The sequence below is a fragment of the Haloarcula onubensis genome (assembly GCF_031624605.1).
GTDB classification, from domain to species: domain Archaea; phylum Halobacteriota; class Halobacteria; order Halobacteriales; family Haloarculaceae; genus Haloarcula; species Haloarcula onubensis.
Genome location: NZ_JAMQOS010000001.1, coordinates 1023555 through 1047086, shown reverse-complemented (window position 1 = coordinate 1047086; position 23532 = coordinate 1023555). Strand labels below are relative to the sequence as shown.

Below are 23532 nucleotides of genomic sequence, written 5' to 3'. Positions count from 1 at the left end.
GATTCACCCAGCCTGACGCGTTCCGAACGGTTTTTACTCACTGACCGTACAGGGTGATACTATGTCGACGACCGTCGGTGTAGTCATCCCCGCATACCGTCCGGATATCCCGGAGCTGCGACGGTACGTGACGGCTATCGACGAGACGGTGGAACCCGACGAGGTCGTCATCGAACTCGACGCCCCGAAAGACGGGGTCACAGCAGAGCTTGGCGACCTCCCCGCGGACGTCGAGACGGTACCGTACCGGCGCGGGAAGGGCGCCGCCATCACCGCCGGCTTCGAGTATCTGGCGACGGACGTGCTGGTGTTTGCCGACGCGGACGGCTCGACGCCGGCCGACTCGCTCGCTACCGTCGTCGAGCGCGTCAGCTCCGGTACAGCCGACCTCGCCGTCGGGTCGCGGCGCCACCCCGACTCCGAGGTCGCCAGCCACCAGACGTTCGCCCGCCGGTTCCTGGGCGACGGCTTCGCGTGGCTCGCCGGCACGCTCCTGACCGTCTCGCTGTACGACTATCAGTGCGGTGCCAAGGCCATCACTGCCGAGGGGTGGGGGAAGGTCCGCTCACACCTGTACGAACCCGGCTTCGCCTGGGACGTTGAACTCGCCGCCATCGCGGGTGCGCTCGACCTCCGGGTGACAGAGGTCCCGATTCGCTGGGAGGACCGCCCCGGCTCGACCGTCTCCCCGGTCCGGGACTCGCTGGCACTCGGCCGGGCGCTGCTGTCTGCCAGACACCGCGCGAAGCAACTGAGCGACGACCGGCTGCACACGGCCATCGCCGCGGCCCGCGAGCAGCCGACCGCCCTCGTCGAACGGGACCGATGAGCGCCGGCGACCGGCTCCGCCGGCTGGTGCCCGACCGGTTCGAGTCGCTCGTCTCCGGTGTCCGCTTTGGCCAGTTCCTCTCTGTCGGCGTCGTCGGCGCCATCAGCGACAACGCCATGCTGGCGGTACTCGGACTGGCCTTCGGCGTCCCCGACCTCTGGGCGAAAGCCGCCGGCATCGAGACCGCCATCGTCGTGATGTTCCTGGTCAACGAACACTGGACGTTCTCCGAGGACGGCGCAGCGGGCCCCCGACCGTTCCTCAGACGCCTCGGGAAGTCACATCTGGTCCGCACCGGCGGCGTCACCGTCCAACTGGCCGTCTACTGGGTGTTGACACAGCAACTGACCGTCGAACTCGTCGTCGCCGGCCGTGACCTCTGGTTCATCGCCGCCAGCCCCATCGCCATCGCCGCCGCGATGTCCGTCAACTACGTCTTCGAGAGCCTCTTCACGTGGCAGGTCCATCGCGACGATGCCCCTTGACCTCCTCCCACGGCTGAAGCCGTGGGCTTTCGCCTCGTACCAGTGTAACGCGCCACAGCGGCTAGCGTAGCGGGTTCTTGACATCCTCGGCCGTCGGTCGACGGGACACTGGTGTGGGGTCCGACCGTTCCTGCTACTAATTCACGGACGGCGCCCGAATCACAAGCCTTAATGAGGGCACTCGGGTATGAACAGGTAGCGGGATGGGATAGCCAGGAGATTCCGGCGGGCTCATAACCCGCAGATCGGTAGTTCAAATCTACCTCCCGCTATATTCTGTCGCTCACAACACCGTGAGCGACGAATTCGTTCAGGTAGATTTGAACCCTGACAGTCGCGCGCAGCGAAGCGAGCACGTCTGTCTTTGGTTCAAATCTACCTCCCGCTACTTCTCGCCGACACAACGACGAGGAGCGAAGCGACGAGTCCTGTGTCGGCGATAATCGAACGGTGTAGAGTTGAAGGAAACCACGAGTCACCGGGAGCGACGTGGGCGTAGTTCAAATATACCTCCCGCTAAATGCTGTCGCTCACAACACCGTGAGCGACGAATCCGTTCGGGTAGATGATAACTCTGCGAGACGCAGCGCGAACGGAGTGAGCGACCGTCTCGCTTCGGTGCAAATCTATTCCGCTGTTTTGTTGGAGCGACACTCGCGAGCAGCACGTGTCGCTGAGGAGAGTTGAACGAGAGAGCGCCGAGCGAAGCGCGGTGCTCGCGTGGTTCGACGCTACCTCCCGCCACAAACTGCGGCGGGAGAAACTGTCCAGTCGGCTGCCTACCCGTCCCCGTACTCGTCCGTAATGACGACTTCGCCGTCCTCGACGACGACGTTGATGAGCGTCTTGGCGTCGTACCCGGCTTCTGCGAGTTTGTCCCGGCCGTCGTCTTTCTTGATGACACAGACGATATCGCAGATGTCGGCGCCGATGTCTTCGAGCGCGCCGGTCAGGGCCGCGAGCGTGCCGCCCGTCGAGAGGACGTCGTCGAGTACGAGCACGCGGTCGCCCTCGTAGACGTCGTTGACGTACATCTCGTTTTCCGAGTAGCCGGTGACCTGCGAGAGTGCGACCTCGCCCTCTAAGCCGTACTGGCGCTTGCGCACGACCACCAGCGGAATGTCGGTCATCAGGGAGACGGCCGTCGAGAGGTGGATACCCATCGCCGCCGGCGTGACGATCTTGTCGACGTCGTCGAGTTCCGCCTTGCGGATTATCCTGATGACTATCTCACGCAGCAGTTCGGGTCGTAGCATCGGCACGCCGTCGCTGATGGGGTGGACGAAGTAGTGGTACCCCTCCTTCTCGATGACAGGTGCGTTCAGCAGTGAGTCCTTGAGCTTCTCCATGTCGGGGGTTCTCTGAGGGTCTACTAAAGTTCGTCGTCAGCGAGTCAGAGCAGTTCGACCCGCTCGGCGAGGAGACGGACCATCGGGAGCAGGTGACTGTCGCCGATAGAGTAGTACTCCAGTGCGACCAGCAGGACGAAGACGGTCGAGAGCCCGGTCGCGACCCCGACGAGTACGGCGCCGGCCTGCCCGGCGCGGCCGTCGGACCGACCGAGCAGCGACCACGCGGCGAGCGGGGTCGCGGTCGCGAGCGCGAGGAGCGCGTGCAACTGGAAGGCCTCTCCCAACCCGACTGCGGTCGCGAAGACGGCGACGGCTATCAACTGGCCGCCGATGAGTACGGTCCCGGCGGTCGACCAGGCGAACAGTCGCCAGTGCGTGTGCAGAGTCGTTCGAACAACCGGAAGCCGTACCAGGAGGTAGACACCCAGCGGGAACAGGGGAAACAGATATCGCACGGTGAGCTGGGCGTGAATCGGGAGTCGGCTGGCGTACAGTAGCGTGAGCGACGTACAGAGCAGTATCGCGAACGCGTCGACGACGGTCCCGGCCTCGGGGAGCCGGGTCAGTCGCGGCCGGTCGCGGAGCCGCCGCCCCAGGGCGGAGAGGCCGCCGACCAGCGCACCCAGCACCGGCGCGGATTCGAGCAGCGAGAGGTTCACGGACTCCGACCCCGAGATGTTCAGCGTGGCCGCGGCGTCACCGGACCGAACGAGCGTCTGCCAGAAGGCGGCCGGGTCGGTGGCGAGCATGGTCGCTCCCGCACCGAGTTCGCGAGCCAGTAGCTGTAGCGGCCGGGTGACCGTCGATAGCAGCCCGAGTGCCCGGAGCACGGGGCCGGGCAACGCGGGCGCGTCGCTCGTCACGCCGGACCCGCCGCCAGCCGAGTCGGACCCGCCACCAGCCGAACTGGACCCGCCAGCGGACACGGCATCGCTGGACCCTGCCGTCGCAAAGAGCCGGGGTGGTTCCACCGGCGAGCCCGTCAGCGCCAGATTCGTCAGGAAGAAGGGAAGCAACGACAGCAGGAAGACGCCGGCGACGATTGCCAGCGTCCTCGGGCTGTTGTCCCGCGCCGTGGGGACGTCGACCGCGGCCAGCACCACCAGCATCAGCAGCGCCTCGGGCGCCTGGACCCACGCGTAGAGCCCGACGAGCGCGTACGCCAGCGCCCGGAAGGTCACACGGCTGTCGACCAGCGCGCCGTCGGGGTCGGCCCGGCTCCGGTAGAGCGCGTAGGCGACGGCGAGAACGACCGTGCTCGTGACAGCGTGGCGCTTCGCGATGGTCGCCCAGAGCGCCAGCGGCGTTCCGACGAGCAGGAGGGTGGTCGCCGCGACGGCGATGCGCTCCGAGTCGAGTCGGCGGAGGAGTCGGTAGCACAGGACGGGCCCGAACGCCGCCACGGTGATGTGGAACAGCTGTAAGGCGTACAGATGCGTCGCGGCCGGGTCCAGCGGTCGCGCGATGGCGACGTTCGCGACGAACACCGCGAGTGCCAGCCCCGCGGCGACGGTGGTGGTGTCGCGTCCCAGCGCACGGCCCAGATGCACGATGAAGGCGAGCAGTGCGAGCGACCAGAGGCCGACGAGCGCGACGCGGAGACTGGCGACGGCAGCGATGGATTCCAGCACCACCCAGAACGGGAGCGAGAGGACGATTACGCCGTAATTGCGGGCGATGAGTCCGCCGCTCGCCCGGTTGACCCCCGGCGTGTCCAGCGACGGCCCGTAGGCCGCCTCGGTCAGGAACAGGTCGCCGTTCGAGAGCGCGTAGAGCCCGTTGACGAGCGCGTACGTGTCGGTGATGAACACCGCCGTCTGCCAGACGATACCGAACAGACAGAGCGAGCCCAGGAAGGCGAGGAGACCGATTCGGTCGCCGAACAGCACGCCGATGACCGTCCGTCGCCGTTCGACGGCGGCGTACTCGCGGACGCGGTCGGTCGCGCTGGCCAGGCTCATTCGACCACCCGAACGGTGACGTTCCGGCTGGCGGCGACGCGTCGTCCGTCCGAGTCACGGACCACGACCGACAGTTCGGCCGCGTACTGGCGTCGCTGGAACTGCGAGTCGTCGACCGTCATCGGGTCGATGGTGGCCTCGTAGGTCGGACCGTGGTCGGCAGCGTCGAGGAAGTGCGTGGTCGACACCGAGTAGCCAAGCTCCGTGACGCGGAGTTTGTAGACGAGCATCGGATTGCCCCGAATCGAGGCGAACCTGACCGTCGCGGGGGGAACGGTCAGATAGGCGTTCGCCGCGCCGTACGAGGCCGGTTCGATGGTGCCGTCGTGCGGAAACTCGACGGAGTCTATCGACAGGCTCCCCCCGTTCGAGATGTCGGGGCCGGTCTCGCTGGCGAGCGAGAGCCCCGAGACGAGCGGCCCGAAAGCGACGGCCGTCAGGACGACGACGCCGACGACCGCAGGGACGACCGCTCGCCTGTGAGTCATTCAGTTGCACCAAACCGAGCAGATGTAAAAATATGTCGGCTGTGGGAGTACGGCGGGTCGTCGCGACAGCGGTCCGACGGGCTGTCCACGACTATCCGTGAGCAGCGTCGTCACTGGCTCTCGGTCGATAAATGAGAGAAGCGGCAGTCAGCGATTCAGCACTCGGCGACGATGTTCGAACCGCTACCGTCCGGGTTGTTCCAGCGAATCTGCTCGTCGCCGGAGATGGTTCCGGTCTTAACCATGTTATCGCCCGCACCAACTTCCGTCCCGGTCGAGTCGCCCACCAATTCACCGCTACTTCCAGCGTTCAGAAGCTTTAGCTGGCTCGTGTTGACGGTGTCGCCGCCATCGTGCGTTATCTCGTTCGCCTCAGTGTTGCAGCTAATCGTAAACTGCGGTGCGGCGTCGCCAGCCGAGTCGCCCAGCCCGAGCACGAAACTCGCGATGACGGCCGCGAGGATGACCGTGATTGCGACCATCAGGATGACCCCGATGACCGGTGAGACCGCGTCGTCGTCGTGGAATAGTTCTTTGAGGTCCATGTGTCGTATCCTTGCCAACACACCGCGTGTATGCACGCCCCAGCTCTCCGACGTGGGCTTCGGGTGTGTACTATCTGGTCACCATGTGGTGTCCTACCTTATACCCACACCACGTTTCACAGATTCAGCAGCGCCTTGAATGGCCTCAAGAGTGGCCTGTACTCCGGAAATTCGGTTCGGGACGACGAAGGTGGTTGCTTCACCATCAGAAGGTGCGCTACGTCGCGAGCAAACCCGTGTGAGTACTGTAGTACCGCCCTCAGCACCGCTGGCGCAGTACGCGTGTGGAGGTGGTACGGTCATGCCTCGACCACGACTGGTTCAGCGCTGCCGCTCACGACGAATCAAAAGAGATACCGACGGGAATCAGTGACGAGTCCTCAGCACTCGGCGATGATGTTGCTCCCGCTGCCGTCGGGGTTCTCCCAGATGAGTTGGGTGTCCTCAGCGACGCCACCCGTTATTATCGGGTCGCCTGCGCTAAACGTGGTGCCGGAGGCGAGCGAGCCGGAGCCGGACACCTTAAGATTCGACTCTTTCAGGTTGTCGCCACCGTCGTGAACCATGTCACCGCTGCCCGAGAGGTCACACGACACGCTGACCTGCGGTGCTGCATCCCCGGCCGAATCGCCCAGACCCAGGACGAAACTGGCGATGACGGCCGCGAGGATGACCGTGATTGCGACCATCAGGATGACCCCGATGACCGGCGAGACCGCGTTGTCGTCTTCGAGTAGCTGTTTGAGCTTCATGTGGTGTATCCATGTACACACCGTTTGTCCGGGTGCCCACCGCTAACCCTGACGGTGCACCCCGACGGTGTGGTGATGGGATGCAGGTTGCATCCCGACTTATATCTACGGTTCCGTTCAGCCGCTCAATACTGCCTTGAGAGCCGCTGAGAAGTGTCTTTTCGGTTTCAGGTCCGTTCTCAGAGCGGGGGAAGCCCCCCGATTTCACCCCGCATGAGTTATCATCGCTGATATTCGGGCCGATCAGCGTCGCTCGTCCTCGACGAACTCTGTCAGCGTCATCTCCCGAGCGACCAGCGTGTGGTAGAGCGCGGAGATGGTGAGCACGACCGCGAACAGCGTCGCCCACACGAGGGCCGGGATGAGGGTGAAGGGGTAGACGCCGACCCACAGCACCGTCACGATGGCGAGACTGATAGCGCCAAAGGAGAGGTAGTACTCGCGCCACGGGAACTCGCCCTCGGGGACGATTTCGAGGTAAACCGTCAGCTCCTCGGTCTGGTCAGTGGTCGCGATGACGCCCTCGTCGCTGTCGTACTTGACGATGCCTACCTCGTCCATCTGTGGGAGGTGGGACTGCTGGAGCGTCGTATAGACGCGCTTGCGCTGGGCGCTCGTGACGTCGTCGCAGGTGCAGTCGTACTCCGCGGCGGCGACGTGGTCGGCGAGGTCACCGAGCGCGACCGGGCCGCCGTGCTGGCGCAGATACTGGAGGACGTGGCGTCGGCGCTCGTTCTGCAGGACGTCGAATATCTCCTCGTTGGAGAGCCCGTCGTCGGACTCCGTCCGTCGAAGCTGCTGGCTCATCGGACGGACTCACCCTCTCCCCGCGGCAGTGCCATTCTACCCCGCAGTGGGAGACATGAGCTAATAATCTTGATGGTCAGCGGCGCGAATGAAAAATCGGTGTCTGGCTCACACCAGCATGGCGGACCGGCTATCTGTCGTCGGCGACCCCCGGCCGGCCGATGAGACGCTGTGGAGAAGTCCCTCTCCGTGTGTGCAACGACGTAGAAAGACAGGGAAGGTAGTTTACGCGTTGTAGCTGCCGATGACGGCCGTGTTCCCGCCGCTGGGGTTGGTCCAGATGACGCGGACGGTGTCGCCCTCACCGAACGTCCCACCGTTCGCCAGGAGATTCGTCCCGGCAGTGATTGTAGTGGGGACTTCCGCCGTTCCAGTTCCACTACCGGTCGGGCCCACCGTGTCGCCTCCCTCGACTTCCACTTTTATACTGCTACCGTCAAGCTCGTCCCCGCCAGTCATGATAATCTCGTCGTTGTTCGCATTGAACTCGAAGGATGCCTGTGGCGCGTTGTTACTCACAGCGTCGCCCAGTCCCAGCACGAACGTGGCGATGACGGCCGCGAGGATGACCGTGATTGCGACCATCAGGATGACCCCGATGACCGGCGATACAGCGTCGTCGTCGTTGAGTAGTTGCTTGAGCTTCATGGATAGAGGGTTACGCATTGTACGAGCCAATAGTTGCTGAACTGCCACCGTCTGACCAGATAATCCGAATCGTGTCGTCGCTACTGAACCCAGTCGAATTGGATTCAAGCAGGTCATCACCAGCCGTGAAAGTCTCGGTGTTGTCGATATTGTTGGTGAGGTCGCCAGAAAGCTCTAAGTTGCTTCCATCAAGCTCGTCACCACCATCATGGATTATTTCGCCATCGCTGGAGTCCGGGTTGAAGTCGAAACTCGCCTGTGGCGCTTGATTGCTCAGCGAGTCGCCGAGTCCCAGCACGAACGTGGCGATGACGGCCGCGAGGATGACGGTGATCGCGACCATCAGGATGACCCCGATGACGGGCGACACCGCGTCGTCGTCTTGGATGAGTGCTTTCAGGTCCATAGTTGTGTCCGACACGCCGGCTGGTGCCACACTGCTACCAGTTGTGACCCGGTCGTGTCCCTAGAGCAGGGATTGGGACAGGAGTGTATAAAGGTACAGCACCAATTATCCACTGTGAAAACACCATTTATATTCAGGTTATTATACCGCGATTGGTGTCACTAAGAAATAGATTCCTGTCGGCTTAAACGTGATTTGTCAGATGAGCGCCCGAACGGGTCGGGCGCAGCGAAGCCGAGTATCAAGTTCTGTACTGAGACCGGGTCGGAACTCCCCCGTGAGCAGGGCTAGGCGACGGAGAGGGCCGCGAAGTCGACCCGGTTGGTCCGACCGAAGTTGAGAACCATTAAGTCGTATCTCGGCCCAGAGGAGGGTGTGCAACCAACGCTTGCCGCCCTGCTAGCGCTGGTGGGACTGCCGTTTCTCGGAGCGGCCGTCGCCCCCCTCGTCTACCGTGTCATCGGGGAGCGAACGGCCTACTTCGCGGCGGCCGTCGCCGCCGTCTCGCTGGCCCTCGTCGGAAGCCTCTACGGGAGCCACGGTAGCGCCGCGCTGCCGTGGATTCCCTCCTACGGGGTCGCCCTTGCCTTCTACGTCGACGGGCTGGCCCTGCTCATCGGGACGCTGGCCAGCGGCGTCGGCGTGCTCGTGTTCGTCTACTCCGCCGGCTACATGCACGACGAGCCCGGACAGGCGAAGTACTACGCCACCCTGCTCGCGTTCATGGGGTCGATGCTGGGAATCGCCTTCGCCGCGGACCTCATCTCGCTGTTCGTCTTCTGGGAACTGACGAGCGTCACGTCGTTCCTGCTCATCGGTCACTACCGCAACACCGACGCCTCGCGGTACGCCGCCCGGAAGTCGATGCTCATCACCGTCTCGGGGGGGCTGTTTCTGCTCGTCGGGCTGCTCTTGCTGTCGGTCGTCGCGTCGAGCGTCCCCGGCGTCGACTCGGCCTTCCGGCTGGCCGGCGAGGGCTCGATTCTCGCGAACGCCGGCGCGGTGGTCGCCGCCCTGCGCGCGCAGGGACTGTTCGTCCCGGTGCTCCTGCTGGTCGGCGTCGGCGCGGCCACCAAGTCCGCACAGGTCCCGTTTCACATCTGGCTGCCGAACGCGATGGAGGCGCCGACGCCCGTCTCCGCGTTCCTCCACTCCGCGACGATGGTCAAGGCCGGCGTCTACCTCGTCGGCCGGTTCCGGCCGCTGTTGCTCACCGAGGAGTGGACGCTCGTGTTCGGGATATTGGGGCTGCTCACGATGACCGTCACCGCGATACTCGCCGTCGGCGCCAGCGACATCAAGGAGTTGCTGGCTTACTCGACGGCGTCACACCTGGGTCTTATCGTCGCCGGCTACGGGATGTCGGGGTATCTGGGGGCCGAGACCGGCGGCTTTCACATCCTCAACCACGCGCTGTTCAAGGCGCCGCTCTTTCTGGTCGCCGGTATCGTCGCCCACGAGGCGGGCACGCGCGCGATAGATACTATAGGTGGACTGGCTCGGGACCTCCCGCTGACGGCGGCGGTGACGGTCGTCGCCGGACTCGGCATGGCCGGCGTGCCGCCGTTCAACGGCTTCTACTCCAAGGAGTTCCTCTTCGACGCGACCTACGAGACCGCCCACCACGCAGTCGGCCACGGCGGGTCTCCGCTCTGGTGGCTCCTGCCCGTGGTCGCCGTGTTCGGTAGTATCTTCACGTTCCTGTACTCCATCCGGTTCGTGATGCTGTTTTTCGGGGACAAACCCGACGCGCTCGGCGAGGTCCACAGCCCGCCGGCGGCGATGCTCGTCCCGGCGCTGACGCTGGGCGCGGCCGCGCTCGCCGTCGGCCTCGGCGGCGTGGCCAACACGTTCGGTGTCCACACCCCGCTCGATGCGTTCGTCGGCCGTGTCATCGATAGCTCGGTCGTCGCGAGCGAGGCGGGCGGCCACACCGAGTTCTCCTACTACCTGCCAGACCACGTCACGCCGCCGGTGCTGATGAGCGCGATAACCATCGGCGTCGGCGCGGCGGCCTACCCCGCGTTCGACCGGCTACGGGACGGGGTGAGGTCGATCCGGAGCGTCGACCCGCTACGGCCCAACTGGTACTACGACGGCGTCGTCGAGGCCCTCGACCAGTCGACGGCCATCGAGTACGTCCAGACCGGCTACCTCCGCACGTACGCGTCGGTGCTCGCGCTAGCGCTGTCGGCCCTGGCGCTCTCCGCCTACGTGGCCGCCGGAACGGCGCTGCCGACCGTCACGGGCATCGCACTCGAACCCGCGCTCGTGGTCGTCCTCGTCGTCGCCGTCGTCGGCGCCGTCGCAGTCACGGCCGCCGAGTCACACATCTCCGGCGTGCTCACGCTCTCGATTCTTGGCTTTATGGTCGCCATCTTCTACATCCTCGGGAACGCCCCGGACCTCGCGCTGACGCAACTGGTCGTCGAGACCCTGGTGCTTGTCATCTTCGTGCTGGTGCTGGACAAACTCCCGGCGTTCTACGGCGAGACGGAGCGGCTCAGAGCCGGCCGGGACGCGCTCGTCTCCGGCGCGGTCGGACTCACCGTCGGCGTGACGGTGTTGCTCTCGACTGCCCGGACACCCGACGACGTCATCGCGCAGTACTTCGTCGCGAACGGCGGGGTGCCGGCCGAACACGGCCCCGTCTTCGCCGACGCCGGTGGCGGCGGCAACATCGTCAACGTCATCCTCGTGGACTTTCGAGCCTTCGATACCATGGGCGAGATATCGGTCGTAGCGATGGCGGCGCTGTCCGTCATCACCCTCGTCGCGATGCGCAACCAGGGTGAGGGCCAGTGAGCCTGGACAGGCAGCCGACCGTCATCGCCCGCACCGTCACCCGCGCGGTCGTGCCGCTCATCCTGCTTACGGCCATCGGGCTGTTGTTGCAGGGGCACAACCTGCCCGGCGGCGGCTTCATCGCCGGGGTGCTGACCGTGACGGCCTTCGCGCTCATCTACATCATCTACGGGCTCGACTACCTGGAGACGGAACTGCTCGACCGGACGACCACCGACAGCGAGGAGACGGAGTCGAACATCATCCGGGAGTACGCCGAGGTGTTCGCGCTCGGACTGGTACTCGCCGCCGGGAGCGGTATCGCCGCCATCCTGCTTGGCTACCCGTTCCTGACACAGGCCGTCGTCTTCGTCGAGCCGCTGCCGATATACCACGAACTGGAGGTGGCGTCGGCGCTCGTCTTCGACATCGGCGTCTATGGCGTCGTCGTCGGCGCCCTGCTGACAATACTCGCGGTGGTGGGAGAAGAATGACGCAAGTCGTCCTCGCGGCGGTGCTGGGCCTGCTGTTCGCCCTCGGGACCTACCTCGTCCTGCGGCGGGACGTGGTCCGGGTCGTCTGGGGCGTCGCCATCATGAGCCAGGCGGCGAACGTCTACCTCATCACCATGGGCGGGCTCCGCGGGCAGGCGCCGGTGCTGGGCCACGGCGGCGAACACCCGGTCGCCTGTTCGCTCCCCGACGCCGGGGCCAACTGCGTGACCGACCCCCTGGTACAGGCGCTGGTGCTTACGGCCATCGTCATCGGGTTCGGGACGACGGCGTTCGCGCTCGTCCTGACCTACCGCCTCTATCAGGAACACGGCACCATCGACCTCTCGGAGGTGACCGTCGAATGAGCGCCGACCTCGCCGTGACGACCACCCACGTCGTCGTCGCGCCGATGCTCGTCGCCCTGCTGACGGCGGTCGTGACACTCGCAACGCGGAGCTTCGGGCGGGCCCACCGGCTCGTCAGCCTGCTCGGTATCGCCGGGTACGCGGCCGCCGTCGCCGTCCTCGCAGACCGGGTACTGAGCGGCGGCACCCTGACCTACCAGCTGTCGGCGTGGCCGGCGCCCTTTGGCATCACGCTGGTGGCCGACGCGCTCGCGGCGTTCATGCTCTCGCTCGCGGCGCTGGTGACGGTCGCACTGCTGGTGTTCTCCGTGGGCTACATGGACGAGCGGGCCAGCCGCGTCTCCTACCACCCGCTCTTTCACTTCATGTTGCTCGGCGTCACGGGCGCCTTTCTCACCGGCGACGTGTTCAACCTCTTCGTCTGGTTCGAGGTGATGCTCATGCCCAGTTACGTCTTCGTCGTCTTCTACGGCGGGTCGCGCCAGACCGCCGCCGCCCTGCAGTACACCGTGTTGAACCTCGTCGGCAGCGCGCTCATGCTGGTGGCCATCGGCGGCCTCTACGCGACGACGGGAACGCTCAACATGGCCGACATGGCGCGGCGGCTGGCCGCCCCCGAGGCGTTCGGCGTCGACCCGGCCCCCGTGCTGGGCCTCGCGGCGATACTGCTCGTCGTCTTCGCGCTGAAGGCCGGTGTCGTCCCGTTCCAGTTCTGGGTGCCGCCGGCCTACCGGGCCGCGCCGGCGCCAATCTCGGCGTTCCTCGCGGGCGTGACGAAGAAGGTGGGCGTCTACGCCATCATCCGGCTGTACTTCACCGTCTTCGCCGCCGGTACCATCGAGGGCGGCCTCGGGCTGGGCTTCTCGGGTGGGTCGTTCCTCGCCTACTTCGGGCCCGTCCTCTTCGTGATGGCGCTCGCGAGTATCGTCCTCGGCGGTCTCGGCGCGGTGAGCCGGACGAACCTGGACGACGTGTTTGCCTACTCCAGCATCGGGCAGGTCGGCTTCATCGTCCTCCCCCTGGCGATGGTCGCGACCGTCCAGCAGCCGGCGCTGCAGACGATCGGCATCGTGGCGGCGCTCGTGTACTCGCTCAACCACGCGGTCGCCAAGGCCATGCTGTTCCTTGTCAGCGGCACTGTCTACGACGCCACGGGGACCATCGAACTGGACCAACTGGGCGGACTGACCGGGCGGCTCCCGGTCCTCTCGGGCGCCTTCTTCGTGGGGTCGCTCGCGCTCATCGGCATCCCGCCGCTGTCGGGCTTTTTCGGCAAGCTCCTCATCTTCGACACCGGGAGCCGGGCGGTCGCAGCCGGCGAGCCCGGCGCGGCGCTGGCGCTTGCGGGCGCGCTCGTCGGGGCGATATTCACCATCGCCTACCTCTCGCGGACGTGGTCGCTGGGGTTCTGGGGCGCCGTGAGCCCCGCCGTCGACCGGGCCAACCCGTCGGTCCTCCTGGTCGCGGTCGTGGCGGCCCTGGCTCTGACGGTCGTCGCCATCGGCGTCGGCTTCGACCCCGTCTATGGCTTCGCCGAGTCCGCCGCGCGGGCGGCGCTGGACACGGACGGCTACGTCGAGGCCGTGGACCCGGGGGTGGTCGGTCATGCGTGACCGGGAGGTGATTGCATGAGGCGCTGGCTCGGTATCGGCGGCGTCCTCGCCGTCGTCTGGCTGTTCGTCCGCGGCGTCACTCCCGAGACCGTCGTCGGCGAGTTCCTCATCGGTCTGGCCGTCGGCGTCCCCATCGCCTACGCGTTCCGGCGGTTCTACGAACCGGGGCTCGCCGTCGGGACGACGCTGTCGGGGCTCCCGTGGGTCGGCGTCTACGTGGCCGTCTTCCTGTGGGAGCTCCTGACGGCGAACGTCGACGTGGCCTACCGCGTCCTCGCGCCGTCGATGCCCATCGAGCCCGACGTCGTCGAGTTGCCCCTGCGGGTCCAGAGCGACGCCGCGATAACGACTATCGCCAACTCGATAACGCTCACACCCGGAACGCTGACCATGGACTACGACGAGCAGCGAAACTCCCTCTACGTCCACGCCATCGACGGCCGGGACCACGCCTCCATCGTCGACCCGATTCGGACGTGGGAGGACTACGCGCTGCGTATCTTCGACGAGGAACTGGAGCCGGGCGCCCCGATTCCGGACCCGGACCGCGTCGCGTCCGACGACGGGGAGTCCGCGCTCGACCCGACCGCGACGGCGGGAGGTGAGGCCGATGGCGAGTGAGCTCCCCGCCTTCCTCGAACTGGCGGTCCTCGGGGGACTACTGGTCGCCAGCGGCGTCACGCTGCTCGCGAGCTACCGCATCATCAGCGGCCCGACGGTCCCCGACCAGGTCGTCGCGCTCGACACCATCGGGACGAACGTCGTCGCCATCGCCGCGCTGTTCGCGCTCCGGACCGGCAAGGACCTCTTCGTCACCGTGAGCCTCGTCCTCGCCATCATCGGCTTTATCAGCACCATCACCGTGGCTCGCTTCGTCACGGAGGGGGACATCATCGAATGATAGCCACGGTGCAGGCCGCCGTCGTTACAGCGCTCATCGTCGTCGGGAGTTTCTTCCTCCTGGTCGGAACCATCGGACTGTTGCGGCTGCCGAACGTCTACAACCGGATGCACGCCACGAGCAAGGCGACGACGCTGGGCGCCTCGTCGATGCTGCTGGCCGCCACCGTCTACTACGGCCCGGTCAGCGGCGGGCTCACCGCGCTCGTCTGTATCGTGTTCCTCTTTTTCACCGCGCCGACCGGCGCCCACGTCATCTCGCGGGCCGCCCAGAAGATGGGCGTCCCCTTCACCGACAGCGCCCGGTGGCCGAAGGGCGAGGACGAGACGCCGGCCGACGACGACTAACCGGGTAGCTCCGTGGCCAGTTCCGTGGCGATTCGAGCGCCCAGGGCCTGCTTGGTGCCCTCGAACGAGTCGACAGCCTCGGCTCGAACGAGCAGCGCCCGGGTCCGGTCGGCGGCCATCACGCTCGCATCGTTCCCGACGACGAAGGCCATCCCGGCCCGTTCGAGCAGGTCTCTGGCCGCCGAGACGGTCGCCTCGTCGTCGCCCGCCGTCTCCGCCTTGAACCCGACGATGGGCAGGTCCGGACGGGCCTCGCGCACACGGTCGACGAGTTTCGGCGTCGGTTCGAGGGTGAGTGTCAGGTCGGACTGGCCCGACCGAATCTTCGCGTCGCTTCGCGCGACGGTGTAATCGGAGATGGCGGCCGCCGAGACGAGCGCGTCGGCGTCGGCGGCGGCGTCGAGGGTCGCATCGAGCATCTCCGCCGCCGACTCGACCCGGCGAACGGTCGCGTAGGGAACGTCGGGCCCGTCGTGGACGAGCGTCACTTCGGCGCCGTCAACGTGACACGCGCGTGCGACGGCCCGGCCCGTCTTGCCCGAGGCGCGGTTCGAGAGCGTCCGGATGGGGTCGACGGACTCCGTCGTCGCCCCGCTGGTGACGACGACGTGGCGACCCGCCAGAGGCCGCTCGCCGGCGGCCCGCGCGACCGCCGTGACGATGGCGCCCTCGGTCGCTATCTTGGCTTTCCCCTCCTCGATGCGCGGGTCGACGAAGTCGACCCCCCAGGACTCGACCCGCTCGATGGCGTCCAAGACGCCGGGGTGGTCGTACATCGGTTCGTGCATCGCGGGCGCGACCACGACGGGCACGCCGGCGCCGAGTGCCGTGGTCGCCGTCGTCGTGACCGGCGTGTCGTCGATGGCCGCGGCGACCTTCCCGACGGTGTTGGCGGTCGCCGGCGCGAGCAGGAGCACGTCGCCCCAGCCGTCGACGCCGCACAGTTCGACGTGTTCGACCCGACCCGTGAGGTCGGTCACAACGTCGTGCTCGGTGGCGAACTCGACGGCCCAGGGGTGGACGATACCCGTCGCGCTGTCGGTCATGACCGCCCGGACGCTGGCGCCCTGTCGACGAAGCTCGTGGGCCAGTTCGACCGTCTTGACCGCCGCGATGGAGCCCGAGACCCCGAGGACGACGTTGACTCCCTCCAGCATATGCTCCCTTTGGCTATCGCGGGCTAAAAGTACGCCCGGTCGGCGGGATAGTAACAGGGTTTATTTATCAGGGGTCAGGATAGTCATCAGAGAGTTATCAATACGGCGTCGCAGTGACATGAGTTCCTACGAACCCCCGGAGAACAGCGACGAGGAATCCGGACACGAGCCCGGCCCAAGCGGCAAAGAAGTGGTCGACAGCCGCCAGTTCTCCGACGTGGTGGGCGGGTGGGACAGGACGGATTTCATCCTCTTTGCGGGCGTGCTCGGTCTGCCGGCGGGGCTGTTGACCGTGCTCATCGTCGTCTACCTCTTTCCCGGCCTCCAGGACACCGCCGGGGTGTTCGTCCGGTGGCTGCTGGAGACCGTCTTCTAGCAGTCGTGACCGACTGGGTCGTGGTCCGTCACTCCGGTGCCGGCGTGTAGGCGTCCCCGACCAGGACAGGGAGGGTCCGCGTACAGTTGCGAATCGACAGCGTCCGCTGCTGGATAATCTCCCCTTCGAGGCTGAATCTGGTGGCCTCGGGATTGTGTCCCTCGATAGTGAGCGCCGGGGTCCGGAACCGGTCGACGTAGGTCGATTCTCTCCCGAGGAGCCGTTCGATTAGCGTGTCGCTCATCAGGTGGAACACGGGGACGTCGCGGATGACAGTCACGTCGAAGAGCCCGTCCTCCATGTCGGCCTGGCGGCGTCGCCTCGGCGTGAACCGCCGCCCGTTACCGACCAGCACCGCGAGCGCGTCGCCGACCCACGCCGGTTCCGTCCCGGGCCCGTCGACCCGGACGGTGAGCCGGAGCGACTCGAACGTCGAGACCGACCGGAGCGTCGTGACGAGGTACGCCAGGACGCCGAGCCGTCGCTTCAGTGCCACGGAGGTCTCGCTGCTGGCGTCGGCGGTCAGGCCCGCGATACAGGAGTTGACGAACGGGCGACCGTCCGCAAGCCCCAGGTCGATACGCCGGCGTCGGCCGGTCCGCAGGACGCGAAAGCCGGCGTCGAGGTCGGTGACGCCGAGTTGCTTCGCGAAGTTGTTGCCGGTGCCGACCGGGAGGACGCCGAGCGAGACGCTGTCGAGGGCCTCGGCGCTGTGGAGCCCCCGGACGACCTCGTTGACCGTGCCGTCCCCGCCCGCGGCGACGACTGTCGAGGCCCCCGCCTCCGCCGCGGCCCGCGCGAGCGCCGCCGCGTCGGTCCCGGGACCGGTCTCTCTGAGGCCGTAGCCGAGCGCAGCGGCGCGGCCCCGGACGGCGGGCCCGTGGCTCGCGCTCCCGCTCGTCGGGTTGAGGACGACGACGGTCTGGGGGGTGCGTGGCATCGATGTCACGCTCCGGCAGGGGTCGGCGTCAGGCAGCGCCGGCCGTTCGACGGTCGGCTACTCGCCCGTCGCTCACACGCCGAGAGCCCCGCACAGACGGAGTGGCACGGACGGGGATATGGTTATGTCGCCGGTATCCGGCGTAAGCCCGTCGAACCCCGAGCCCGTACCCGAAACCTGGCCTTACTCCCCGTCGTCGACGACGCTCGGATGCATCGTCGGCTCGCCCGGGTGTGGCTCTGCGAAGGCTTCGCGCATCCGTTCCAGCGACTCGGCCTCCCGCCGTTCGCGCTCGGCGTCGTCTATCTCCGCACAGCCCGGCGGCACGTCGCGGCCCCGCTCGGTGAAGTAGCCCTCGGGGACGGTCCAGTCGTGGTAGAAGTCGACGTCGCTGTCCTCGACGACGGCGAGGCCGACCTGGACGCCGTGACCCGCGGCGACGACGGTCTGGTGGTGTTTCTCGGCCAGTCGACCCGCGGCGTACAGCCCCTCGACCGTCGTCGAGCCAAAGTCGTCGACGCCGACGAACGTCTTCGAGCCGCGGTCGACGAACTCGACGTCCAGTCCCTCCAGGTAGGTCGCGTCGGACCACGAGGCCGCGACGACGTAGTCGGCGTCGTAGGGTTCCCCGTCGGCGTCGAGCAGTTCGAACCCGTCGTCCGTTCGGCTGACGCGCTGGACCCGACCGTCGGCGAACTCGACGCCCGCCTCGGCGGCCTGTTCTCGCAGCAGGTCGAGCAGGAGCCGGGGGTTGACCCCGGCCGGGAAGCCGGGGTAGTTCTCCAGGTGAGCGTTGCGTTCGAGTATCGATTCGCCGGTCGAGACGACGGTGGTCGCGAGGCCGGCCCGCGCGGTGAAGAGGGCCGCCGAGAGCCCGGCGACGCCACCGCCGACGACCACCACCGACGTGGTCTCAGTTGCCATACGGGCCGATTGCCTACGACCGGACAGAAAACTGCCGATTCTGCCGGGGTCGGGTCGAGTGCCGTCTTCGGCCGTTTCCGGGCCGCTACTGCCAGTATCGGAATCTGGCACTACCCGAAGCCTCATAACGATTCACCCACTAGAGGGGCCATAATGACCGACACCGTCGACGACGTGGACCTCCCGTACGACGAGGGTGCCTCACAGCAGAAGAAGATAGAGGCACTGCAGGAGCGCCTGGAGGTACTCGAATCGCAAAACGAGGAGATGCGCGACAAACTGCTTGATGCCAACGCCGAGAACAACAAGTTCCAGCAGAAGCTGGAGCGGCTGACCCACGAGAACAAGAAGCTCAAGCAGTCGCCGCTGTTCGTCGCCACGGTCCAGGAACTCAACGACGACGGTGCCATCATCAAGCAACACGGCAACAACCAGGAAGCCCTGACCGAGGTCACCGACGAGATGCGCGACGACCTCTCGCCGGACGACCGCGTCGCCGTCAACAACTCGCTGTCTATCGTCAAGCAACTCAACGACGAGACGGACGTCCGCGCCCGCGTGATGCAGGTCGACCAGTCGCCCGACGTCACCTTCGGCGACATCGGCGGCATCGAGGAGCAGATGGAAGAGGTCCGCGAGACCGTCGAGATGCCCCTCATCAGTCCCGAGATGTTCGAGGACGTGGGCATCGAGCCCCCGAGCGGCGTCCTGCTGCACGGCCCGCCGGGCACCGGCAAGACGATGCTCGCCAAAGCCGTCGCCAACGAGACCGACGCCACCTTCATCAAGATGGCCGGCTCCGAACTCGTCCACAAGTTCATCGGCGAGGGCGCCAAGCTGGTTCGGGACCTGTTCGAACTCGCCCGTCAGGAGGAGCCCGCCGTCGTCTTCATCGACGAGATAGACGCCATCGCCGCCAAGCGGACCGACTCCAAGACCAGCGGTGACGCGGAGGTCCAGCGGACGATGATGCAGCTGCTCTCGGAGATGGACGGCTTCGACGACCGCGGCGACATCCGCATCATCGCCGCCACCAACCGCTTCGACATGCTGGACCGCGCCATCCTGCGGCCGGGCCGGTTCGACCGCCTCATCGAGGTCCCGAACCCCGACGTCGAGGGCCGCGAGCAGATATTCCGGATTCACACCCGCAGCATGAACGTCGCCGACGACGTGGACTTCGCCGAACTCGCTGCCGAAATCGAGGACGCCTCCGGTGCCGACGTGAAGGCCATCTGTACGGAGGCCGGGATGTTCGCCATCCGCGACGACCGCACCGAGGTCCGGATGGCGGACTTCCACGACGCCTGGGAGAAGATACAGCAGGACGAAGAGGAAGACGAAGACGTCTCCAGGACCTTCGCCTAACCCGGACTGTACCGGTCCGTTCGACTCGCGTTCCAGAACACGGAAACCCCTCGAATCCTCAGTTCTCGTATGGCCGTCGCAGACAGACTCCAGTCGCAGGCGAGAGCGTCGCCGCGCCGTGTCACCGCCGTGATATCGCTCGTCGGCTACGCGCTCGTCTTCGGAACGTTCGGAGGCGTCTTCCCGTTCCCGTCTATCAGCAACGAGACCGTCATCGTCCTCTCGGACGCCATCGCGGTCGTAAACACCGCGGCCCTGTCGGCGATTGTCGCGGGCGTCTACTTCATCCGCACCGACCAGGTCCGCAGACACCGCGGGGCGATGTTGACCGCGTTCGCGCTCATCGTCCTGTTCCTCGCGATGTACCTCCTGAAGGTCGGCGGCGGGTTCGAGAAGTCCATCCTGGTCGAGGGGCCGGTCTACTACGCCTACCTCGCGATGCTGGCCGTCCACATCCTGCTGTCGGCTGTCTCGGTGCCGGTCGTCGTCCACGCCGTCGTGCTGGGACTGTCACACAGCCCCAGTGAACTCAGAGGGACCGCCCACGCCCGCGTCGGCCGCGTCGCCGTCGCCGCCTGGGGGCTCTCGCTGTTTCTCGGCATCGTCACCTACGTCATGTTGAACCACGTCTACGGGTGGGTGCCACGCGGCGAGGCGGCGCTGCTGGTCGCTGTTGTGGGGCCGACACTGCGTCGCTGAGTCGATACGCGAACCCGGCGGGGGCGCTCAGATTGACAGTTCTTCGGGCTGTTCTGTGCCGGCGCCGACGAGCAGGGTGTCCTCGATGAGCGTACCCATCCCCCGTCGCAGCCGCTCGGACAGCGCCTGGTGGGAGACCTCACAGTCGTCCGCCAGCCCTTCGAGGTCCACGTCTCTCGGGACGTCGAAGTAGCCCTGCCGGGCCGCCCGCACGAGCACCTCGCGCTGGCCATCGGTCAGCCCGACTCGTCCGCTGGGTTCGCCCCCGGTCTCCCGTATCGAGGCGACGTCGAACGCGAGGCCGTGGTCGGTGGCGAACTGGTGGGTCCGCGAGAAGTGTTCGCGGGTCGGGTACAGCACGCTGAGACACCACCGGTCGTCCCGGGTGTGGATGTCGAGTACCGTCGCCCGGCCGTTCGTCACCATCTCCAGCAGGTAGCGGACGCGGTCGGCCCACTCTATCCGCCAGAGTGAGTCGGTGTCCCCGACGGCTGCGAGACACGACACCGCCCCCACTGTGGGGTCCTCGTCGAGGGTGTCGTCTAACACGTCTCGGTCGGCCCCGCGCATCCACAGCAGGGGCATCACCGATTTCGCGCCGCTCTGAACGAGGCGTTCACACTCGACTCTGAGACCCGGGACGGACGAGAGGGTGTGGTCCAGGGCGAACGCTTCGGCAGGCAGCGTCCCCTGTACGATGGTTGGCATACCGACACGTTGTCCGGCTGACTGGATGTAGTTGAAGCCTAAGACTTTAGCCACGATACAGCAAGGCTCTCGAAGCCGCGCCGAACAGCGCCCGTACCGGTCGTAGCGGCAACTGACACGTTCGCCACAAGACCGGCGTATCCTACACAACACGACGCTGGGACTCGTCGAACGCACCGCCGAGTCAATCCGTCCGGGGCAACAGCACCGCACCGACTGCGAAGCTGACGACGGCACACACCGCGAGCACCGCCAGCGGCAGTAGCACGTCGCCGCCCCCGGTACTTACGGCGCGTACACCCCGGGAGAAGTACGTCAGCGGCGAGAGCCAGGTCGGGAGCCAGCCCGGCAGTAGCTCGGGCGGGACGAACGTCTCCGAGAGGAACAGCAGGGGGAGCGCGATGCCGTTGCTCGCGGAGATGACGCCGTCCTGGGAGCTGGCCAGGCTGCCAAGCATCGCGCCGACACCACAGAACAGCGCGACGCCCAGCACGACGAAGGGCAACAAGAGCGGCGAGAAGGCGATATCGGCGCCGGTCAGGACGACCATCAGGCCCAGCAGGAGCAGTCCCGCGAGGCCGATGATGACGGTGTTGACGAGCGTCTGGGCCAGCAGCCACTCCGGCCGGGTGAGCGGTGTCGTCGCCAGCTTCTCGAAGCGGTTGCCGTCCCGGTGGCGCGCCACCTCGCTACCCACGCGGGAAAGCGGGGTAAAGAGGACGACCACGGCCAGATAGCCCGGCACGTAGTACGCGGGAGAGCGCGTGAACAGCCCGCCGCCGCCGGGGCGGGTCTGGACGAGCACGCCGAAGATGACGACGATGATGAGCGGGAAGAAGAACGTGAAGAAGACGGCGGTCCGGCGACGCAAGAACGCGCGGCTCGCCGCTCGCGATTCGGACCGCAGCCGGCCGAGACGGCTCATCGGGCCCCCCCGGCGGCCGCCGGGACGCCCTCTTTCGGTTCGCCCGCCCGCCCGACGCCGGTGCCGGTGAGTTCGAGGTAGACGTCTTCGAGGTCCGGCTGTTTCCACGTCAGGCTCTCGTAGGGCAGTCCCGCGGCGTCGAGTGCGTCGACGACGCCGCCGATGGACTCGGGTCGGACGCCGTAGACGACGAGCCGGCCGTTACGCACCGCCTTCTCGGCCGGGTAGTCGAGGGCGTCGACGGCGGCCGCGTCGAACTCACCGTCGACGACGAGCTGGCTGTCGCCGCCGTGGTCGGCCACCAGCGCCTCGGGGGCGTCCAGCGCGACGAGGCGCCCGTCGGCCAGCAGCCCCACGCGGTCGGCCAGCCGCTGGGCCTCCTCCATGTAGTGGGTCGTCACGAGGATGGTGACGCCGCGGTCGGCCAGCCCCTCCAGTAGCTCCCACAGCGCCTGTCGGCCGGCGGGGTCGATACCCGTCGTCGGTTCGTCCAGCACGAGCAGGTCGGGGTCGTTGATGAGCGCCGTCGCCACGCAGGTCCGGCGCTGCTGGCCCCCCGAGAGGTTCTCGTAGTGGGTGTCGGCGGTCCCGGAGAGACCCACGTCCTCGAGGACGGCGTCGACGTCGCGGGTCTCGTCGTACAGCCCGGCGTAGTAGGCGACCAGTTCGCGGGCGGTCAGGCGCTCGTGTGGGGTAAACGACTGGGGGAGCAGGCCGATGCGGTCGCGGTCGACCGCGGTCGGCGGTACGCCGAACAGTTCGACGCGGCCCTCGGCGTCGGTGGTTCCGGTCAGCGAGCGTATCAGCGTCGTCTTGCCGGCTCCGTTGGGACCGACCAGTGCCACGACCTCTCCGGTCGTGACGGACAGTGACACCCCATCCAGTGCAACGGTATCGCCGTAGCTCCGGTGAACGTCCTCGGCGACCAGTACCTGGTCCATACGTGCCAGTCGTCAGTCCTGGCCGAAAGCCGTTCCGTTCTGCGGACGGAGCTAGGCGCTACCGATTTCGATATCCGCTCGCGCCCAGAGGTTCGCGACCGTCTCCGTGTCCCCGTCGACGTGGAACAGGAGGTCCACGTCCCGGCTCTCGAAGGCGCTCTCGACCTGTACCGTCGACGACCCGACCTCGGCGTAGTCGACGATACGGAGTTGCACGACCCAGCCGTCGCTGTAGGCCTCGGGCTTGGGCACCGTCACCTCGATGGGTCCGGACGTGCTGTCCTGTGAGGCGCCCGGTTCGTACCCGATACCGTACACTCGTGGCCCCGCCGTAGCGACGACCGTCGAACCGTCCGTAAGCTCCACCGTGTACGGTGTAAACACCGATTCGGACCGGAACATCCCGGTATCGCCCGTCACGGTGAGCGGGAGGTCACTGGCGCCGCCGCTTCGGGAAAGCACGGGTTCGTCGGCGATACTGCCGTCGCCAGCGTACACGTCCAGGACGTTCCGGCCGTTCAGTTCCACGGTTGACTCGGGGTCGGGACTGAGGGTGACAGCCCGGTCCGAGTCGTCCCGGACCCGGAGCCTGTAGCCGTCGGCACCGCCGAACGGGACGTTCGCCGTCCGCAGGTTTATCAGCGACGCGACCAGCTCACCCCGCCCCGCTCTGGCCATCCCGTTCGTCGCGTGTGCGAACGCGAGCGCCGTCCCGGG

Annotated in this window: 27 protein-coding genes and 1 tRNA gene; 13 read left to right on the top strand and 15 right to left on the bottom strand. The window is 66.7% G+C overall.

From position 1 onward, the window contains the following. Positions 1-61 precede the first annotated feature (61 nt). From NDI86_RS05455 to NDI86_RS05445, 3 genes are all read left to right on the top strand, one after another. Positions 62-829 (top strand): glycosyltransferase, encoded by a 768-nt coding sequence (locus tag NDI86_RS05455; protein WP_310899391.1) that lies wholly within the window; start codon positions 62-64, stop codon positions 827-829. Continuing rightward, complete coding sequence (locus NDI86_RS05450) at positions 826-1314, top strand: GtrA family protein (protein WP_310899390.1); 489 nt, start codon at positions 826-828, stop codon at positions 1312-1314. Before NDI86_RS05455 ends, NDI86_RS05450 begins: the two co-directional genes overlap by 4 nt. Before the next feature lie 197 nt (positions 1315-1511). Beyond that, positions 1512-1586: transfer RNA gene (locus NDI86_RS05445), tRNA-Met, on the top strand. A gap of 507 nt (positions 1587-2093) precedes the next feature. Here the strand turns inward: NDI86_RS05445 and hpt are convergent. The 8 genes from hpt to NDI86_RS05405 form a co-directional block, all read right to left on the bottom strand. Continuing rightward, positions 2094-2663, bottom strand: coding sequence for a hypoxanthine/guanine phosphoribosyltransferase (gene hpt / locus NDI86_RS05440; RefSeq protein ID WP_310899389.1), 570 nt, complete (start codon positions 2661-2663; stop codon positions 2094-2096). Positions 2664-2707: 44 nt separating this feature from the next. Further along, entirely contained in the window at positions 2708-4627 is a 1920-nt protein-coding gene (locus NDI86_RS05435; protein ID WP_310899388.1) for a hypothetical protein, read from the bottom strand. Next, the gene (locus tag NDI86_RS05430; protein ID WP_310899387.1) at positions 4624-5115 is read right to left on the bottom strand and encodes a hypothetical protein; all 492 of its coding nucleotides are present in this window, start codon (positions 5113-5115) and stop codon (positions 4624-4626) included. The genes NDI86_RS05435 and NDI86_RS05430 overlap by 4 nt, the downstream gene beginning before the upstream one ends. Positions 5116-5270: 155 nt before the next feature. Then, complete coding sequence (locus NDI86_RS05425; RefSeq protein WP_310899386.1) at positions 5271-5660, bottom strand: type IV pilin domain-containing protein; 390 nt, start codon at positions 5658-5660, stop codon at positions 5271-5273. Between the two features lie 380 nt (positions 5661-6040). Next, a complete protein-coding gene (locus NDI86_RS05420; protein WP_310899385.1) occupies positions 6041-6412 on the bottom strand; it encodes a type IV pilin domain-containing protein in 372 nt (123 codons plus the stop codon). A 243-nt stretch (positions 6413-6655) separates the two neighbouring features. Further along, positions 6656-7219 (bottom strand): DUF7344 domain-containing protein, encoded by a 564-nt coding sequence (locus NDI86_RS05415; protein WP_310899384.1) that lies wholly within the window; start codon positions 7217-7219, stop codon positions 6656-6658. A 225-nt stretch (positions 7220-7444) separates the two neighbouring features. After that, a complete protein-coding gene (locus NDI86_RS05410) occupies positions 7445-7867 on the bottom strand; it encodes a type IV pilin domain-containing protein (RefSeq protein ID WP_310899383.1) in 423 nt (140 codons plus the stop codon). Between the two features lie 10 nt (positions 7868-7877). Beyond that, the gene (locus tag NDI86_RS05405; protein ID WP_310899382.1) at positions 7878-8273 is read right to left on the bottom strand and encodes a type IV pilin N-terminal domain-containing protein; all 396 of its coding nucleotides are present in this window, start codon (positions 8271-8273) and stop codon (positions 7878-7880) included. A 375-nt stretch (positions 8274-8648) separates the two neighbouring features. Between NDI86_RS05405 and mbhE the strand changes: the two genes are divergently transcribed. From mbhE to mnhG, 7 genes are read left to right on the top strand one after another with little or no spacing between them, the layout of a single operon-like run. Next, entirely contained in the window at positions 8649-11078 is a 2430-nt protein-coding gene (mbhE, locus tag NDI86_RS05400) for a hydrogen gas-evolving membrane-bound hydrogenase subunit E (RefSeq protein WP_310899381.1), read from the top strand. After that, a complete protein-coding gene (locus tag NDI86_RS05395) occupies positions 11075-11551 on the top strand; it encodes an MnhB domain-containing protein (RefSeq protein WP_310899380.1) in 477 nt (158 codons plus the stop codon). The genes mbhE and NDI86_RS05395 overlap by 4 nt, the downstream gene beginning before the upstream one ends. Then, entirely contained in the window at positions 11548-11916 is a 369-nt protein-coding gene (locus NDI86_RS05390; protein WP_310899379.1) for a sodium:proton antiporter, read from the top strand. Before NDI86_RS05395 ends, NDI86_RS05390 begins: the two co-directional genes overlap by 4 nt. Next, positions 11913-13529 (top strand): complex I subunit 5 family protein, encoded by a 1617-nt coding sequence (locus tag NDI86_RS05385; protein ID WP_310899378.1) that lies wholly within the window; start codon positions 11913-11915, stop codon positions 13527-13529. The genes NDI86_RS05390 and NDI86_RS05385 overlap by 4 nt, the downstream gene beginning before the upstream one ends. A 15-nt stretch (positions 13530-13544) precedes the next feature. After that, complete coding sequence (locus tag NDI86_RS05380) at positions 13545-14150, top strand: Na+/H+ antiporter subunit E (protein WP_310899377.1); 606 nt, start codon at positions 13545-13547, stop codon at positions 14148-14150. Continuing rightward, positions 14140-14430 (top strand): MrpF/PhaF family protein, encoded by a 291-nt coding sequence (locus tag NDI86_RS05375; RefSeq protein ID WP_310899376.1) that lies wholly within the window; start codon positions 14140-14142, stop codon positions 14428-14430. The genes NDI86_RS05380 and NDI86_RS05375 overlap by 11 nt, the downstream gene beginning before the upstream one ends. Continuing rightward, positions 14427-14777, top strand: coding sequence for a monovalent cation/H(+) antiporter subunit G (mnhG, locus tag NDI86_RS05370; protein WP_310899375.1), 351 nt, complete (start codon positions 14427-14429; stop codon positions 14775-14777). Before NDI86_RS05375 ends, mnhG begins: the two co-directional genes overlap by 4 nt. On the opposite strand, the gene coaBC is transcribed toward mnhG, so the two are convergent. Beyond that, positions 14774-15934, bottom strand: a complete 1161-nt coding sequence (coaBC, locus tag NDI86_RS05365; protein ID WP_310899374.1) for a bifunctional phosphopantothenoylcysteine decarboxylase/phosphopantothenate--cysteine ligase CoaBC — start codon at positions 15932-15934, stop codon at positions 14774-14776. The genes mnhG and coaBC overlap by 4 nt on opposite strands. A 118-nt stretch (positions 15935-16052) precedes the next feature. On the opposite strand from coaBC, the gene NDI86_RS05360 reads away from it, so the two are divergent. Further along, positions 16053-16310 carry a hypothetical protein gene (locus NDI86_RS05360; protein ID WP_310899373.1) on the top strand — a complete coding sequence of 86 codons (258 nt, stop codon included), beginning with the start codon at positions 16053-16055 and terminating at the stop codon, positions 16308-16310. Between the two features lie 28 nt (positions 16311-16338). Here NDI86_RS05360 and NDI86_RS05355 read toward each other — a convergent pair whose 3' ends face one another. Together NDI86_RS05355 and NDI86_RS05350 are read right to left on the bottom strand one after the other, a co-directional pair. Continuing rightward, on the bottom strand, positions 16339-17250 hold the full coding sequence (locus NDI86_RS05355; protein WP_310899372.1) for a diacylglycerol/lipid kinase family protein: 912 nt from the start codon (positions 17248-17250) through the stop codon (positions 16339-16341). A gap of 183 nt (positions 17251-17433) precedes the next feature. Beyond that, the gene (locus NDI86_RS05350; RefSeq protein WP_310899371.1) at positions 17434-18174 is read right to left on the bottom strand and encodes an FAD-dependent oxidoreductase; all 741 of its coding nucleotides are present in this window, start codon (positions 18172-18174) and stop codon (positions 17434-17436) included. Between the two features lie 153 nt (positions 18175-18327). Here NDI86_RS05350 and pan1 point away from each other — a divergent pair, with 153 nt between their 5' ends. Both pan1 and NDI86_RS05340 read left to right on the top strand, forming a co-directional pair. Next, positions 18328-19542, top strand: coding sequence for a proteasome-activating nucleotidase Pan1 (pan1, locus tag NDI86_RS05345; protein ID WP_310899370.1), 1215 nt, complete (start codon positions 18328-18330; stop codon positions 19540-19542). Between the two features lie 69 nt (positions 19543-19611). Next, the gene (locus tag NDI86_RS05340; RefSeq protein WP_310899369.1) at positions 19612-20241 is read left to right on the top strand and encodes a DUF420 domain-containing protein; all 630 of its coding nucleotides are present in this window, start codon (positions 19612-19614) and stop codon (positions 20239-20241) included. 27 nt (positions 20242-20268) lie between these two features. Here NDI86_RS05340 and NDI86_RS05335 read toward each other — a convergent pair whose 3' ends face one another. From NDI86_RS05335 to NDI86_RS05320, 4 genes are all read right to left on the bottom strand, one after another. Further along, positions 20269-20949, bottom strand: coding sequence for a helix-turn-helix domain-containing protein (locus NDI86_RS05335; protein WP_310899368.1), 681 nt, complete (start codon positions 20947-20949; stop codon positions 20269-20271). Positions 20950-21133: 184 nt separating this feature from the next. Then, the gene (locus NDI86_RS05330) at positions 21134-21874 is read right to left on the bottom strand and encodes an ABC transporter permease (protein WP_310899367.1); all 741 of its coding nucleotides are present in this window, start codon (positions 21872-21874) and stop codon (positions 21134-21136) included. After that, entirely contained in the window at positions 21871-22815 is a 945-nt protein-coding gene (locus tag NDI86_RS05325; RefSeq protein ID WP_310899366.1) for an ABC transporter ATP-binding protein, read from the bottom strand. Before NDI86_RS05325 ends, NDI86_RS05330 begins: the two co-directional genes overlap by 4 nt. Positions 22816-22866: 51 nt before the next feature. Then, positions 22867-23493 carry a hypothetical protein gene (locus tag NDI86_RS05320; protein WP_310899365.1) on the bottom strand — a complete coding sequence of 209 codons (627 nt, stop codon included), beginning with the start codon at positions 23491-23493 and terminating at the stop codon, positions 22867-22869. Positions 23494-23532: the final 39 nt, after the last annotated feature.